Annotated in this window: 16 protein-coding genes and 1 tRNA gene; 5 read left to right on the top strand and 12 right to left on the bottom strand. The window is 59.0% G+C overall.

What is annotated here, in order from left to right:
• Positions 1 to 62: 62 nt before the first annotated feature.
• The 4 genes from lpdA to pdhA all read right to left on the bottom strand — a co-directional run bounded on the left by lpdA (position 63) and on the right by pdhA (position 5031).
• A complete protein-coding gene (gene lpdA, locus FOI68_RS14550) occupies positions 63 to 1475 on the bottom strand; it encodes a dihydrolipoyl dehydrogenase (RefSeq protein ID WP_143863590.1) in 1413 nt (470 codons plus the stop codon).
• Positions 1476 to 1480: 5 nt separating this feature from the next.
• A complete protein-coding gene (locus tag FOI68_RS14555) occupies positions 1481 to 2863 on the bottom strand; it encodes a dihydrolipoamide acetyltransferase family protein (RefSeq protein ID WP_143863591.1) in 1383 nt (460 codons plus the stop codon).
• 98 nt (positions 2864 to 2961) lie between these two features.
• On the bottom strand, positions 2962 to 3942 hold the full coding sequence (locus FOI68_RS14560; RefSeq protein WP_029099072.1) for an alpha-ketoacid dehydrogenase subunit beta: 981 nt from the start codon (positions 3940 to 3942) through the stop codon (positions 2962 to 2964).
• A 3-nt stretch (positions 3943 to 3945) separates the two neighbouring features.
• Positions 3946 to 5031, bottom strand: coding sequence for a pyruvate dehydrogenase (acetyl-transferring) E1 component subunit alpha (pdhA, locus tag FOI68_RS14565; protein WP_029099071.1), 1086 nt, complete (start codon positions 5029 to 5031; stop codon positions 3946 to 3948).
• Positions 5032 to 5338: 307 nt separating this feature from the next.
• On the opposite strand from pdhA, the gene FOI68_RS14570 reads away from it, so the two are divergent.
• Positions 5339 to 6073, top strand: coding sequence for an alpha/beta hydrolase (locus tag FOI68_RS14570; protein ID WP_143863592.1), 735 nt, complete (start codon positions 5339 to 5341; stop codon positions 6071 to 6073).
• Between the two features lie 19 nt (positions 6074 to 6092).
• Here the strand turns inward: FOI68_RS14570 and FOI68_RS14575 are convergent, their stop codons facing one another.
• Positions 6093 to 6287 (bottom strand): hypothetical protein, encoded by a 195-nt coding sequence (locus FOI68_RS14575; RefSeq protein WP_029099069.1) that lies wholly within the window; start codon positions 6285 to 6287, stop codon positions 6093 to 6095.
• Positions 6288 to 6610: 323 nt separating this feature from the next.
• On the opposite strand from FOI68_RS14575, the gene FOI68_RS14580 reads away from it, so the two are divergent.
• Positions 6611 to 8044, top strand: a complete 1434-nt coding sequence (locus FOI68_RS14580; RefSeq protein ID WP_143863593.1) for an amino acid permease — start codon at positions 6611 to 6613, stop codon at positions 8042 to 8044.
• A gap of 165 nt (positions 8045 to 8209) precedes the next feature.
• On the opposite strand, the gene FOI68_RS14585 is transcribed toward FOI68_RS14580, so the two are convergent.
• Positions 8210 to 8302, bottom strand: a tRNA-Ser gene (locus FOI68_RS14585).
• Positions 8303 to 8417: 115 nt separating this feature from the next.
• A complete protein-coding gene (ltaE, locus tag FOI68_RS14590; protein ID WP_143863594.1) occupies positions 8418 to 9440 on the bottom strand; it encodes a low-specificity L-threonine aldolase in 1023 nt (340 codons plus the stop codon).
• A 113-nt stretch (positions 9441 to 9553) separates the two neighbouring features.
• Here ltaE and FOI68_RS14595 point away from each other — a divergent pair, with 113 nt between their 5' ends.
• Positions 9554 to 9856 (top strand): HesB/IscA family protein, encoded by a 303-nt coding sequence (locus FOI68_RS14595; RefSeq protein ID WP_029099067.1) that lies wholly within the window; start codon positions 9554 to 9556, stop codon positions 9854 to 9856.
• 70 nt (positions 9857 to 9926) lie between these two features.
• On the opposite strand, the gene FOI68_RS14600 is transcribed toward FOI68_RS14595, so the two are convergent.
• The 4 genes from FOI68_RS14600 to yneA all read right to left on the bottom strand — a co-directional run bounded on the left by FOI68_RS14600 (position 9927) and on the right by yneA (position 13301).
• Complete coding sequence (locus FOI68_RS14600; RefSeq protein ID WP_143863595.1) at positions 9927 to 12170, bottom strand: HelD family protein; 2244 nt, start codon at positions 12168 to 12170, stop codon at positions 9927 to 9929.
• Between the two features lie 33 nt (positions 12171 to 12203).
• Entirely contained in the window at positions 12204 to 12569 is a 366-nt protein-coding gene (gene crcB / locus FOI68_RS14605; RefSeq protein WP_029099065.1) for a fluoride efflux transporter CrcB, read from the bottom strand.
• A 90-nt stretch (positions 12570 to 12659) separates the two neighbouring features.
• Entirely contained in the window at positions 12660 to 12857 is a 198-nt protein-coding gene (locus FOI68_RS14610; RefSeq protein WP_044898250.1) for a DUF896 domain-containing protein, read from the bottom strand.
• A gap of 105 nt (positions 12858 to 12962) precedes the next feature.
• Positions 12963 to 13301, bottom strand: coding sequence for a cell division suppressor protein YneA (gene yneA, locus FOI68_RS14615; protein WP_029099063.1), 339 nt, complete (start codon positions 13299 to 13301; stop codon positions 12963 to 12965).
• A gap of 157 nt (positions 13302 to 13458) precedes the next feature.
• Here yneA and lexA point away from each other — a divergent pair, with 157 nt between their 5' ends.
• Positions 13459 to 14082, top strand: coding sequence for a transcriptional repressor LexA (gene lexA / locus FOI68_RS14620; RefSeq protein ID WP_029099062.1), 624 nt, complete (start codon positions 13459 to 13461; stop codon positions 14080 to 14082).
• Between the two features lie 129 nt (positions 14083 to 14211).
• Here lexA and FOI68_RS14625 read toward each other — a convergent pair whose 3' ends face one another.
• A complete protein-coding gene (locus FOI68_RS14625) occupies positions 14212 to 14700 on the bottom strand; it encodes a DUF456 domain-containing protein (RefSeq protein WP_035297425.1) in 489 nt (162 codons plus the stop codon).
• 208 nt (positions 14701 to 14908) lie between these two features.
• On the opposite strand from FOI68_RS14625, the gene FOI68_RS14630 reads away from it, so the two are divergent.
• Complete coding sequence (locus FOI68_RS14630; RefSeq protein ID WP_143863596.1) at positions 14909 to 15478, top strand: DUF4269 domain-containing protein; 570 nt, start codon at positions 14909 to 14911, stop codon at positions 15476 to 15478.
• The last annotated feature ends 90 nt before the right edge of the window (positions 15479 to 15568 follow it).

The following is a 15568-nucleotide window of genomic DNA, read 5'->3' on the forward strand; positions in this document are numbered from 1 at the left end:
GCCGTGCCAAAAAAAGGAAGCCCTGCATCCGTTGGAGATGCAGGGCTTTCGCTTTCGTGCGTTTACTTGTTCAGCACGTGAATCGGATGGCCCAGGGCCAGTTCCGCAGCTTCCATCGTCACTTCGCCCAGGGTCGGGTGAGCGTGAATGGTGAGCTCGATGTCTTCCAGCGTCGCTCCCATCTCGATGGCGAGGCCGATTTCGGCGATGATGTTGGACGCTTCCGGTCCGACAATCTGGGCGCCCAGCACCAGATTGGTGCCTTTTTCGGCGATCAGTTTCACGAAGCCTTCACCGGCATTGACAGACAGCGCGCGGCCGTTCGCGGCAAACGGGAAGCGGCCCGCCACGTAGTCGATGCCCTGTTCCTTGGCTTCTCTTTCGCTGATCCCGACGCTGGCGATCTCCGGATCGGAGAAGACGACAGCGGGGATGGCCTTGTAGTCCACTTCAGACGGACGGCCGGCAATCGCTTCCGCAGCCACTTTGCCTTCGTAGGAAGCCTTGTGGGCCAGAGCCGGGCCGGCGACGATGTCCCCGATCGCGTAGACGTTGGGGATGTTGGTGCGGCCCTGTTTGTCCACCACGATGTAGCCGCGGTCGGTCAGGTTCATGCCGATGTCGCGCACGCCCAGTTCGTCCGTGTTGGGACGGCGGCCGACGGTTACCAGCACGTACTCCGCTTCAAACTGCATCTGCTCCCCTTTTACTTCCGCCGTGACGATCACGCCGTCTTCCTTTTCCTCCATGCCTTGGGCGAGCGCCTTGACGTTGATGTCCACGCCCAGCTTTTTCAGCTTGCGTTCCACCAGGCGGGTCATCTCCGGCTCGAATCCCGGCAGGATCTGGTCAGAGCCTTCCAAAATGGTTACCTTGGTGCCGAATTTGGCAAAGACGGTACCCAGCTCGATGCCGATGTAGCCGCCGCCGATCACGACCAGGCTCTTCGGAATTTCCGTCAGGGACAGGGCTTCCGTCGAGGAGAGCACGCGCTTGCCAAACGGGAACGCCGGCAGTTCGATCGGACGGGAACCCGTGGCGATGATGCAGTGGTTAAAGCGGTAGCGGTTCACGTCGTAGCCGTGGAAGACCCGCACTTCGTTTTCGCTGACAAACAGCGCTTCGCCGGGGATTACCTGAATCTTGTTGCCCTTGAACAGCGAGGCGACGCCGCCGGTCAACTGCTTGACGATGCCGTTTTTCCACTCTTGGACTTTGGCGAAGTCCACTTTTACGTTTTCCATGGTGATGCCCATGTTCGCCGTGTGCTGAGCCTGCTCATACGTGTGAGCCGCGTGAATCATCGCTTTGGACGGAATGCAGCCGACGTTGAGGCACACGCCGCCCAGGTCGGCTTTCTCCACCACGGCGACGGATTTGCCCAGTTGGGCGGCGCGAATGGCCGCCACATAGCCGCCGGGACCGGCGCCGATGACGAGAACGTCCACTTCTGTGGTAAATTCACCTACTACCATCGTTCTTATCCCTCCATGACGAGCAGCGTCGGGTTTTCCAGGAGCTGCTTCACGTAGTTGACGAAACGCTGCGCCGGTTCGCCGTCAATCAGGCGGTGGTCAAAGCTGAGCGACAGGGACAGCACTTGGCCGACCACGATTTCGCCGTTTTTCACTACCGGTTTTTCGCTGATGCGGCCTACGCCGAGAATGGCGACTTCCGGGTAGTTGATGATCGGCGTGAAGAACATGCCGCCCGCGGAACCGATGTTGGTGATGCTGAAGGTGGAGCCTTTCAGCTCGTCTGACGTCGCCTTGCGTTCGCGCGCCTTTTTCGCCAGTTCGCCGATCTCGCCGGCGATTTCAAAGATGGATTTGCGGTCTGCCGCTTTGACAACCGGCACCACCAGACCGTCATCGGTGGAAGTGGCAATGCCGATGTTATAGTACTTTTTGTAGACGATCTCTTGTTTTTCGTCGTCGATGGAGGCGTTCAGTTCCGGGAACTTTTTCAGTCCGGCCACGACCGCCTTGACGATGAACGGCAGATAGGTCAGCTTTACGCCGCGCTCTTCCGCCAGCGGTTTTGCTTCCTTGCGCATTGCCACCAGGTCGGTGACGTCCACTTCGTCGAAAATGGTAACGTGCGGAGCCGTGTACGCCGATTTGACCATCGCTTTGGCAATGGCTTTGCGGATGCCTTTGAGCGGAACGCGCTCCTCCACTTCACCCGCCTGTGCGGTGTAGTGTACGGTCGGTGCCGCAGCCGCCTGCTGTACGCCGGTCGGCGCTTGCGCTGCAGGTGCAACCGCTTCGGCCTGTGCTTGGGCAGCTTGAGCTTGTGCCGGTGCTGCCGCGCCGCCTGCGAGGAAGCGGTCTACGTCTTCGCGCGTGATGCGGCCCAATTTGCCGGTACCCGGCACCAGCGCGAGCTGAACGCCTTTTTCACGCGCGTATTTGCGCACGGACGGGGTCGCCAGCACGTGCTTGCGGTCTACAGGTGCCGCCGTTGCCGTCGCTTGCGCCAGCGGCGTGTCCAGCGGCTGGTTGGCGTTGGCGCTCACTTGGGAGCCGATGTCGCAGCCCGGTTCCATCTTGTCTTCTTTTGCCGGCTCGGCCGCAGCCGGAGCTTCTCCATGACCGTGATCCGGCAGGTTGGGCAGTTCGCCTTCCACCTCAAATTCGATCAGCGGATCGCCGACGACGGAAACGGTGCCCTCGGTCACTTTCAGTTCCAGCACTTTCCCTTTGACCGGAGACGGCACTTCCACGACCGCCTTGTCATTTTGCACTTCCATGATCACTTGGTCTTCTTCTACGGTATCCCCCGGCTTCACGTGCCATTTGACGATTTCGCCTTCATGGATGCCCTCGCCAAGCTCCGGGAGTCTGAATGTAAAACGACTCACGTTATCTCCTCCTTATTAAACGCTCCGACGTAATGGCGCACAGATGTGCCTAAAGAAGGCGGAAAGCTGATCTTTCCGCCGCATGTGCAGTTCAACCGTTAAAAGTCGAGGACTTGCGTCAGGCCGTCCACGACGCGTTTTACATCAGGCAGCCAGATGTCTTCCGCCTGCGCGAACGGGTACACCGTATCCGGCGCGGTGACGCGAAGCACCGGCGCTTCCAGGTGCAGGATGGCGCGTTCGTTGATTTGAGCGATGATTTCGGCAGCCACGCCGGAGGTTTTTTGCGCTTCCTGCACGACGATGGCACGGTTCGTTTTCTTCACGGATTCCACAATGGTGTCGATGTCGATCGGATTGATGGTGCGCAGGTCGATCACTTCCACTTTCGCGCCGCGCGCCTTCTCGATCTCTTCCGCCGCTTTCAGGCTGGTATGAACCATGGCGCCATAGGTGATGATGGTAACGTCGCTGCCTTCCTTCACCACGTTGGCCTTGCCCAGCGGAATGGTGTACTCGCCCTCCGGCACCTCCTGACGGAAAGAGCGGTACAGTTTCATGTGCTCCAGGAACACGACCGGGTCGTTGTCGCGGATCGCGGAGATCAAAAGCCCTTTTGCATCGTACGGGTTGGACGGGATGACGACTTTCACGCCGGGCGTCTGCAGAATCAGGCCTTCCAGCGAGTCAGCGTGCAGCTCCGGAGTTTTCACGCCGCCGCCAAACGGGGAGCGGAACGTCACCGGGCTGTGGTAGCGGCCGCCGGAACGGTAGCGCATCCGGGAAGCCTGGGACGCGATCGCGTCAAAGGTTTCAAACACAAAGCCAAAGAACTGGATTTCCGCAACCGGACGGAAGCCGTTGACGGCCAGACCCACGGCCAGACCGCCGATACCGGACTCCGCCAGCGGCGTGTCAAACACGCGATGTTCGCCGAACTCGGCTTGCAGACCTTCCGTCGCGCGGAAGACCCCACCGTTTTTCCCCACGTCTTCCCCGAAGACGAGAACGGTTTCGTCGCGCTTCAATTCACAGCGCAATGCATCCGTGATGGCTTGAATCATAGTCATTTGTGCCATGGCTTACTTCGACTCCTTCGCCAGATATTCTGCCTTTTGCTCTTCCAGCGCCGGCGGCAGTGTTTCAAACATGACGTCGATCAGTTCGCTCACTTTCATCTTCGGCGTTTCGTCCGCTTTCTTGATGGCGTCGGCAACCGCCTGCTTCGCTTCTTCAATGACTGCTTCTTCGTCTTTTTCGCTCCACAGCCCTTTGCTTTCCAGGAACTTGCGGAAGCGGATCAGCGGGTCTTTTTGCTCCCATTCGTTTTGCTCTTCGCCGGTGCGGTAACGGGTCGGGTCGTCGCCGGCCATGGTGTGCGGACCGTAGCGGTAGGTGAGCGCCTCGATCAGGGTAGCGCCCTCCCCGTTGATACCGCGCTGTTTCGCTTCCTGCACCACGTGGTACACGGCCAGAACGTCCATGCCGTCTACACGCGCGCTGGCGATGCCGGCCGCTTTCGCTTTGATCGCGATGTTCTCGGCTGCGGTTTGTTTCTCAAACGGAACGGAGATGGCGTAGCCGTTGTTTTGCGAGAAGAAGATCACCGGCAGTTTGTAGACGCCGGCAAAGTTCATGCCTTCGTAGAAGTCGCCCTGGGAGGTGGCGCCGTCACCGAAGTAGGTGATGGCCACGCGCTTTTCGCCGCGCAGCTTGTAGCCCATGGCGACGCCGGCAGCCTGGGTACATTGGGCCGCGATGATGATCTGCGGCATCAGCACATTGACGCCTTCCGGAATGCGGCCGCCCTCAATGTGGCCGCGGGAGTACAGGAACGCCTTGTGCAGCGGGTAGCCGTGCCACACCATTTGCGGGATGTCGCGGTAGCTCGGCAGGATGAAGTCTTCTTTGGACAGTGCCGCTTCCGAACCGATCATGGACGCTTCCTGACCGGCCACCGGAGCGTAGAAGCCGAGACGGCCCTGACGGTTGAGGCTGATGGCGCGCTGGTCCCACACGCGGGTAAAGACCATTTTGCGCATCAGTTCGCGCAGTTCATCGTCGGAGAGCTTGGGCATCAGGTCAGGACGAACAACCGTACCGTCCGGAGCAAGGATTTGCAGCGGGGTGTTGTTGCCTGTTTGTTCAACAGCAGTGTTTACACTCATCACTTTCACCTCGTCACTGGTATCGTGGAAAATTAGACAGCCCTCGCTGGCAGCGGCGGAACCGGAGCCGCGCTCGTGCAGAGAGGGAAAACTGCCTAAAAAACAATGAGGAAATTTCACTTGTGCTGAAAGTGCTTACAAACACGTTCGCACACCCTGTTATATCTCAGTTCAAATATCTGTTCAACGTGTTATAGTATTGATATTACAGGGTTTATTTCCTTGCTGTTATCATTTACTATAAAATCTGTATCAGTTTTTTTCAAGGCTAAGTTGGGAAATTCCTGCACTTGGGAGGCGGATCGCCATGTCCGACTATGTAAAACGTACCATTGTCAAAGAAGAAGTGCCCAGTCTTCACGTGGACACTCCCCGTTCCGTCAAGGTGTACCTTCCGCCCGGATACAACGAACTGCTCTCGTATCCGGTCGTCTACTGCCAGGACGGCAACGATTTTTTTACCATGGGCCGGATTGCCACCATCGCCAACCAACTGATTCTGGATGAAGGGATGGAGCCGTTTCTCATCGTCGGCGTTTCCGTGGAACGAAGCAAACGGACGAGTGAATACTCCCCCGTCGGTTCGCGCCATGACGGATACAAACGCTTCTTTACAGACGAACTGCTCCCCTACATCGAGGAGCGTTATCCGGTGCGCCGCGATCCGAAATCCCGCGTCTTGGCGGGCGACTCGCTGGGGGGAACGGTCTCCCTGCACATCGCGCTGGACCGTCCCGATCTGTTTACACGCGTGCTGTCCCTCTCCGGCGCCTTTTTCCAGCCGACCCTGGATCGGATCGCACAGGAATCCACCCTCTCCTGGCTGGACATCTGGATGGTGGTCGGTCTGGAGGAAACGGCTGTGGAGACGCATATCGGCACGTTTGATTTCGTGGAGTGGAACCGCGCCGCCCGGCAGGCGCTCACGGACAAACAGGCTGCCGTCTCTTACCGCGAAAAGCCGGGCAGTCACGTATGGGGGCTGTGGCAAAAGGAACTGCCGGACGGTCTGCGCCACTTTTTTCCCGCCCTGCCGCTGTGAAAACCCGCGTCACGGGCCCTCAATACAATCCGTTGATCTCCCGAATCTCCGCGTACGGGTAGTAGCTGCCATCCGTCAGGTATACTCCCTGATGGGTGGCCTTTTCAATCTCGCCCGCCACCTGTCTGGCGTCGCTCAGCACAATGTTGACGATCCTGCTTTCGTCCCGCTGCATCTGATGCTGCACCAACTGGCGCTGTTTGGCGGAAATCATCGGCATCCCTCTTTCTTTTCCCTATTGTTGGATACCTATAGTATTGCTCGCTTCGGGCGATTTACTCCCCGAACGCGGCCGCCCTGCTCCCTCACGATTCCCTGTTGACGGATATATTCAACACTGTTATACTTTTTTACGTTCATTTTACTTTACTCAATTAAACAATTAAACAAGTAAAATGGTAAAACCTTATGTGGAAGCGGGCGCGGCACTGTTCTGCGGCGTGCCTCCCCGCTTGTCCGGTTGTGTTCGGCCGGAACCCCGCCTTTACGGATGGGCTGACATCAAGGTATGACTTCATGACATGTGGAGGGATTCCAATGAGTTCGCAAAAATGGGGCTTCTGGCTGCTGACCGCCTTCGTGGTGGGAAACATGGTCGGATCCGGCATTTTCATGCTGCCCAATACGCTGGTGCAAGCGTCCAGTCCGCTGGCTGTGCTGCTCGCCTGGCTGCTGACCGGGTTTGGCGTGCTGATGATCGCGCTCGTCTTTGGCAACCTGTCCGTCCGCCGGCCCGATTTGACCGCCGGCCCGCAGAGCTACGCCCGCGCCATGTTTGATAATCCGCGCGCCGGAAAGATCGCCGGTTTCAGCATGGTCTGGGGGTACTGGGTGGCAAACTGGGCGGGCAATGTCGCCGTCATCACCACGTTTGCCGGGTATCTGTCCGCGTTTTTTCCGATCATGCAGGACAAAACCGTCCTGTTCTCGCTCTTTTCCTTTCAGGTGGAAAAAGGAAAGCTCACGACGTTTCTCGTCTGCACCGCGCTGCTGTGGGGCTTCCACACCTTGTTGGTGCGGGGGCTGAACGGCGCAGGCAAGCTGAACTTCCTGTCTACGGCCACCAAGGTGCTGGGATTTGTGCTGTTTATCGGCGTCTGCCTGTTTGCCTTCAATGCGGCCAACATGGGCGATTTCTACACCCCGATCACGGATGACCAGGGCGTGATTCACGGGCTGCCCAGCCAGGTGAACATGGCGATGCTGGCTACGCTGTGGGCCTTCATCGGGATTGAGTCGGCTGTCGTCCTCTCCGGACGTGCCCGCTCCCAACGCGACGTGCGGTCGGCCACGATCGCCGGGCTGCTGATTTCGCTCGTCCTGTACATGGGCATCACGTTCCTGACGATGGGGGTCCTGCCGCTCGAACAACTGCGAGAGTCGGACAAGCCGCTGGTGGACGCCTTGTCCCAAGTGATCGGCAGCACCGGCGGGACGGTCATGGCCGTGCTGGCCATCGTTTCGCTCATCGGCAGCACCATCGGTTGGCTCCTGATCGGGTCGGAGCCGCCGTTTCAAGCGGCCCGCGCCGGCATGTTCCCCGCTTCGTTCGCCAAGGTAAACGCCAGCGGAAGTCCGGTTCGCTCGCTGACCGTTACGAACCTCATGTCGCAGTTGTTCATTTTTTCGACGATTTCCGGCACGATTGCCGAAGCGTACCACTTTGTCATCACGGTGGCGACGCTGGCCATCCTCCTGCCCTACCTGGCTTCCGCCGTGTTCCAGCTCAAGCTGGTGGCTGTCGGCGAGACGTATGAACGGCAGCCGGGCGCCCGCCTCTTTGACGGCGTGGTGGCCGTGCTGGCTGCGCTGTTCTCGCTCTGGGTGATCAAGACGGGGACGGCCGACATGAAAACGCTGCTGTTCGGACTGGCTCTCTACGCGGTCGGGCTGCTGCTCTATCCGGTGATGACGCCGCGACAGACGGCGGCAGCCGCCCCTTCGCCGCAGGCAGACCCCGAACGCAATTAAATGTAAATAAATAAAGAGAAAAAAGGCATGTCCATGCGGGGCATGCCTTTTTCTTTCCGGAATCGTCCATCGGCTCCATTCACCAGCCGACGTCATGGACCACGAACAACGTGGAACATGCAAAAAACGCCTCCCGCTTCCGGGAGACGTGTATCTCGCTTGTGATGGCGGATGGGGTGGGATTTGAACCCACGAGACGGCTCAACACCGCCTACACGATTTCCAATCGTGCTCCTTCGGCCACTCGGACACCCATCCATTTTTCGTGACGAGTGATAGTATACACCGTTTTTTTCGGCAAATCAATAGGGAAAATCGGCTCCAGACGAAAAAAACGTGCAGCGCGATGGACGCATGCTGCACGTTTCTGCCGTTACGCCGTCAAGACCGATTCGATGATCTCCAGCGTCTTGACGATGTCTTGGTCGCCGATATGGCGGTGGGTGGTGAAGCGGACCACGTATTCGTCGAAATCGACGGCCCGCACGCCCCGTTCGGCGAGGCGGGCCAAAAATTGCTCGGCGGTCAGTCCGGCCGATTCCGTGCGGACCAGGACGATGTTGGTCTCCACCGGCTCCACGTGCAGGCCGAGCTTGCGCAGCCCTTCCGCCAGCATGCGTGCCCGGGCGTGGTCCTCCTGGAGCCGCTCCGTCATCTCCGTCAACGCGAGAATCCCCGGCGCGGCCAGGTAGCCCGCCTGCCGCAGGCCGCCGCCCAGCTTTTTGCGCCACCAGCGGGCCTCTTCGATGAATGCCCGATCGCCGGCCAGAATGGAACCGACGGGGGCGCTCAGTCCCTTGGACAAACAGACGGTGACCGAATCGGTATGGCGGGTAAACTCCGTCACATCCCGTCCCAACGCAACGGCTGCGTTGAACAGGCGGGCTCCGTCAAGGTGAACGGCTGCCCCGTGTCGTTTGGCCGTTTCGTATACGGCCTCCATCTGTTCCGGCGCAACCACGGCGCCGCCAGCCCGGTTGTGCGTATTTTCCATGCACACCAGCCTGGTTCGCGGAAAGTGAATGTCGGCACCGCGGATGGCACGGGCCACGTCGGCCGCCTGCAGCGCGCCGCGAACCCCCGCCAGTGTCCGCGTCTGCACGCCGGCCAGCGCCGCCACCGCTCCCCCTTCGTAGTAAAAGATGTGGGAATTGGCCTCCATGATCACTTCGTCCCCGCTGACGCAGTGGGTCAGCACCGCCACCTGGTTTCCCTGGGTGCCGCTGGTGACGAACAGCGCCGCTTCCTTCCCCAGTCGTTCCGCGGCGATGCTCTCCAGCCTGTTGACGGTCGGGTCCTCCCCGTACACGTCGTCTCCCACTTCCGCCTCCGCCATCGCGCGAATCATCGCTTCCGTCGGTTTGGTCACCGTGTCACTTCGCAAATCAATGGTCATGCAGATTCCTCTCCTCTCTTCCTTCCATTTTAACACTTTGCGCATTGCACATCGATTTTCCTGTTTGGTAAGATGGAGAGGACACTTTTTTAATAGTAAGGAGACTGCCCCGCATGAATGTAAAAATCACCCGCAACGCCGCGAAGCAACTGAAAGCCGTGCTGGACCAGGAAGAAGACAAGGAGCTGAAACTGCGCGTCTACGTCACGCATAAGCACAGCGACCACGCCCACTACGGCCTGGCGCTGGACAAGCCCGGTGCCGACGACGCGGTCGTCTCCACTGACAAGGAGATCGACGTGATCGTCAGCAAGGACGAGCCTCTGCTGGACGGCGTGGTCATTGACTACCTGTACCTGCCGGAAGAAGGCTACGTCATCACCAATCCGTCCAAAGGCAATCACGGGGATCACTGATTCCAATGAAAAAGCTCTCTGCGCGACATCCTTCGCAGAGAGCTTCTTTCTTTTTTGAACAAAGCGTCCTCTATGATCTTCCGTACAACAACTCGTCGGGAACATCCCGCAGCAGCGGGGTCATCCGCCCCGCTTCGTGCAGCATCAACAGGCGGTGAACGGGACGGGTCATCGCCACGTACAGCAGCTTGGCGTCCCACTCGCTGTCCGTGTATCGCTCCACATCCAGCAGGATCACCGCGTCAAACTGCAGCCCTTTGGTCAAATACGCCGGCATGACCGTCACGCCGCCGGGGAACCGGCTGTCTTTGGAGCCGAGCAGGACCAGCTCGCTGATCGCGCCGCGCAGCGCCTTGTACGCCTGTTTGCTCTCTTCGGCCGTCCTGGCGACGATGGCGACGGTCTGAAAGCCTTCTTCCTGCAGCTCCCGGACGAGCCGCGCCGTTTGTTCCCACTTTTCGGCCGGAGCCGCGTACGACAGCATCTTCGGCTTTTCCCCGTGCCGCAGCACCGGCTTGGCCATCACCGACTCGGGCAGGCGAATCCTGCGCAGCACCTCGTTGGCGCAGCGCATGATCTCAATCGTGGAACGATAGCTTTGCGCCAGCGTGTAGTACGCGGCGGCAGGCTGGCCGAAGACGCCGCCCGTCAATTCGTCCCACGACTGCAGGCCCCGGTAGGCGTGGATGCCCTGCGCGATGTCGCCCACCACGGTCAAGGACTGGCGCTTCGTCACCAGGGCGATCACGGCGATCTCCAAGGCGCTGAGATCCTGCGCCTCGTCCACCACCGTATGGTCGAACTGCTCCGCCTGTTCGAGCCCGTCCACCAGATGGCGCAGGTACAACAGCGGCGCCACGTCTTCCGGCTCGATCCGCTCTTCGGCAAACAGCACCGCCGACGATCGGCAGACGTCCGCAATCACGCTATCCTCCACGTCATCCGGCGCCAGGCGTCTGAGCAGCGTCTCATCCGTGATCAGCTTCCGGTACGCCGCAAAGACATCCACCTGCGGGAAGGACGACAAGTACTTCTCCAGGATCTGTTCCATCATCCGCTCAAACTTTGTCAGTCCCTGTTTGTCCAGATCGATCCGCATCGTTCGCAGATGGGCAAACAGTTGTTTGTTCATCTCCTGCTTCAGATGCTTGCGCAGCGCCTCGAGACGCTTTCGATAGGGCAGATGGCCGAACTGGCCGGTAAACAGTTCCCGGATCGTCTCCCCGCTGATGGAAAAGACCTGTTGGGTCCGGCTGTAGACAAAGCTCAGCTTTTTAAAAGGGATGTCCGTCTCCGCCAGGTAGCGCAGATAGCTGTCCAAGGCAGCCTTGCAGGCGAGCGAGCCTTTGAACCGCAGGCGGTTTTGCGTCATCTCCCGTTCCCGCCGGTCCTGTCCTTCCTCGAAAAACAGGCGCAGCAGCTTCTGCGGGTCGGTGATGCGCCAGCCTTTGGGCAGAAGCGGCTTGACCAGCTTGGCCGCCCAGTCCAAAAACGTGGCCTGCTGGACGTCATCCACACCCAGTTCCGGAAGCACGTCCGATATGTAGTTGAGAAACAGGCGGTTCGGCGCAAACACCATGAATTTTTTCGACATCATCGAGTCCTGGTAGTTGTAAATCAGGTAGGAGAGGCGGTGCAGCGCGATGGTGGTCTTCCCGCTCCCGGCCACCCCCTGGACGACGATGGGACGGTCTTTGTCCGCCCGAATGATGTCGTTTTGTTCGGACTGGATGGTCGCCACGATGTCCTTCAGCCGACTGTCGTTTGTCTGGTTCAGATTGGCGGCGAGAAACTCATCGATAAACCCTTCCTGGAGAAACTCGTCGGGATGGCCCATTTCCCGGTGGATCGTCTCCTTGACCGCCCCGTCGTAGATTCCGGTAATCTTCCCCTTTTCGATGGCAAAGTTCCGCTTCAGGCGAACTTCTCCGCGGACGATGCCCTTGTCGGTCCGGTAGAAGGCGTCCTTGCTCTCGCCGCTGTAGTAGAGGCCGGCAATCGGAGCACGCCAGTCCACGACCAGCGCATCAAACGTATCGCTCCGGACGATCCCGCGCTTGCCAATATAGACGATGTCCAGCTCGTACGTCTCGTCCTTGAGAAAGTCCACCCGGCCGAAGTACGGTTTGTCCTTCCCTTGGTCTTCCAGATACCGCAGTTCCTTGGCCTTTTTGTAAGCGACCACCTGCTTCACGTAGTCGTCGGTCACTTCCCGAACTTCTTCGCGCAGCATCTCGATCTCCCGTTCGATGGCGGACACCGTTTCATCCAGCCGTTTTTGTTCCCGTTCGTAATCCGGATGCCGAATCGTCACGTCCATACTCCTTTCGCTTCGAACGCGGCTGGCTCAGCCCACATGCCGGCCCAGCCAGACCCCGGCTCCGCAGGCCAACAGGCCAATGCCTACGCTGAGCAGCACATACGCCAATCCGCGTCCGATGTTCCCGTCTCCGAAAAAGGTGACCACCTCCAGAGAAAAGGTGGAAAAGGTCGTAAAGCCGCCCAACAGCCCGGTGGTGAAGAGCAGGTACAGCTCCGGTGAGAGAAACCCCCGCTCCTTTCCCCAGGCGTACAAGAGCCCGATGCAAAACGAACCCACAACGTTGGCCGCCCACGTACCTGCCGGCCAGCCCGGCTGGTTCATCACCAAGCCCAATCCGTACCGCATGATTGATCCCACGGCGCCGCCCACTGCGACAACCAGCCACGACATGCGCATTCCTCCCTGTTCGGCCCATTTCGTCGTAGAAAAAGACATCCAAGCGTCATGCGTGGATGCCTTCCTGTGCCAGTACACGTTATCTTAATGTTTGGGACCGTTGTCTTCAAGATCTTCCACATAGCGGATCGATTCCAGGTTGGCCCGCAGGGACGCCTTGACAGCATCGATGTACTTGCGCCGCAGCGCCTGCTGCTCCTGTTTTTCTTCGTCGGTCAGGCCCTCTTCGCGGGATTTCTTGGCCAACTCGTTGATCCGTTTGATTTCCGCGTCGGTTACCACAGCCTCTCCCCCTACTCTCGGTAATGCCGCTCTATTATAACACATCGGCGGCACAACGCAAACGAAAGGAAATACTTGGGCCTGCTCCGCTGCCTGCGCTGCCGTCTACTCTCCGACGGGAACAGCCAGGCGCTGTCCGGGGTAAATGTTGGAGTTGTCCAGCCGGTTCATCTTTTTGATCGCGTACACCAGTTCACGCACTTCCATGCCGGCTTCGTCCTGGTACTGGACGGCAATTTTCCACAAGCTGTCCCCCGGCTGAACCGTCACTTCCTTCACGGGAACGACCGACGCCGACTCCGATGCGAACACAAGTTCTGTCAAGAAGTAAAAAAAGAGAGAGAATACCACGAAAAACACCAATGCTTGACCGCGTGTCACACCGATGCGGCTGCGGCGCTCCGGTTTTTTGGCAAAGCGGTTGTGTGCGGAAATTGCATGCATGATACCATCCCCCTGCAAACATACGTTCTATCGTCTTGTTCTCATCATAATGCGAACATGTGTTTTGTGTCAAGTTGAAATCGAACTTATGTTTGTCGAACGCAAGATCCCATGGTATAATATAGAAAACATGTTCGAGAAAACAGGGGTGTGGTCCATGTCCAAGCTATCCAATAGACAACAAGCCATTATCGACTTCATTCGCAAGGAAGTCCGCGACAAGGGGTATCCTCCGTCCGTTCGGGAAATCGGCGAGGCCGTCGGGCTGGCCTCCAGCTCCACCGTCCACGGTCACCTGGCCCGGCTGGAAAAGAAGGGGCTGATCCGGCGCGATCCCACCAAGCCGCGCGCGATTGAGCTGTTGACCGATGGCGACCGCTACCAGGAGGACTTCGAAGAATCCGTCGTTCGTGTGCCCGTCATCGGGAAGGTAACGGCAGGGCAGCCGATTACGGCGGTGGAACACGTCGAGGATTACTTTCCCCTGCCGGAGCACATCGTCACCTCGGACAAGGTGTACATGCTCCGCGTGTCGGGCGACAGCATGATCGAGGCGGGCATCCTCGACGGCGACTACGTCATCGTGCGCCAGCAAAACGTGGCCAACAACGGCGACATCGTCGTGGCCATGACCGATGAGGACGAAGCCACCGTCAAGCGCTTCTTCAAGGAAAAAAACCACTTCCGCCTGCAGCCGGAAAACTCCACGATGGAACCGATCATTCTGGACTCGGTCACGATTCTGGGGAAAGTGATCGGGGTGTACCGGTTGATTCACTAGCAAAAGGAGGAGCCCGTATCTTTCCCGACCGTAGGCGAAAGATACGGGCTCCTTTCTGTGTATCGTCGCGGTCAGACCGGAACGATCCGGGGCAGGGGTTGCATCCCGCTGCCCATTCGATTCACGGGCCTACAAGGCGGCGATGAAGAACCAAATGATCATCACGATTTGCAGGACGACCTTGACGACCGCGCTGCCGAGAAATCCGACAAGCGATCCCACGCCCGCCTTAACCGCCCGCTCGAGCGGTTGGTTGGAGACGAACAGCTCCACCAGCACCACAAACAGGAACGGCAGGATCAGCATCCCGAACGGCGGAAACAGGAAAATCCCGAGAAAAATGCCGACCGCCGCGGCAATCGACGACCACTTGGAACCGCCGTACCGCTTCACGAAGTACATGTTGGTCAGCAAATCGGCTCCGTACAGCAGCACGCTCAGCACCGCCATCCCCCACCAGAACGACGCCGGCAGCCCGGCTCCCGGTTCGGCGAGGACAAAGTGGTACAGCAGGAACCCTGCCCACAGCAATATCGTATCCGGCAAAACCGGCAGAAAAATACCGGCGATGCTTGCGACAAACAACGCCACGATGACGATCCACAGCAGTATCTCCATCGGGTACACTCCTTTCTGTAAGGATATACGGATCAGGGCGCCATCCGTTGCATCATTCTTTTCATCCTTGTCCACATTTTTGCCTGATCAGCCCCGTCCGAACCCCGGCGGTACGGGCGGACGGCGCTGACAGAATCCAATTACGACGGCCGGGGGCATGACCGCGTCCTGTTTGTCAAAACGCTTCCCCCGCAGGAGGAAGACTGAGGTGAACAACTGGCACGACCTCACGTATCTGCAAGCGGGAACCCCCCGACAGCGCGCCGCCTGGGAGGCCATCCACCGCTTGGGCATCATGGAGCGGCTTCAGGCATACCAGCCGGTGCTGGCGGGAACGATTCCGCTGGACATCGACGTGGCGGACAGCGATTTGGACGTGATCTGCTGCGCGAGCGATTTGGACGCATTCGATCGCTTCGTTCGCGATGCGTTTGGCCGGCAGGACGGCTTTTCCCAGCAACGCTGTGACGTCAACGGCGTGCCGTCCAGCGTCACTTCCTTTTGGCACGGCGGATTTGCGTTCGAACTGTTCGCCCAGCCCGTACCCGCCGATCGGCAAAACGCCTACCGCCACATGGTGATGGAGGCCCGCCTGCTGGCCCTCTCCGGCGAACAGGCCAGAGAGGGTATCCGGGAGCTGAAGCGGAACGGAATGAAAACGGAGCCTGCGTTCGCCCGCTATTTCGGCATTCCCGGCGACGATCCCTATCAAGCCCTGCTGGAGTGGGAACGGTACAGCGACGCGGAGCTGGCGGAACTCATACAAAAAAGAACCTGATGACTGGTCATATCCCCGTCAAGTAGACAGTAAAAAAAGAGGAATCACCTAAGCGGCGATCGCTTCTCGATATTCAACCGGGGAGAGGTC

Source organism: Brevibacillus sp. LEMMJ03, from assembly GCF_007197875.1.
Classification (GTDB): Bacteria; Bacillota; Bacilli; order Brevibacillales; family Brevibacillaceae; genus Brevibacillus; species Brevibacillus thermoruber.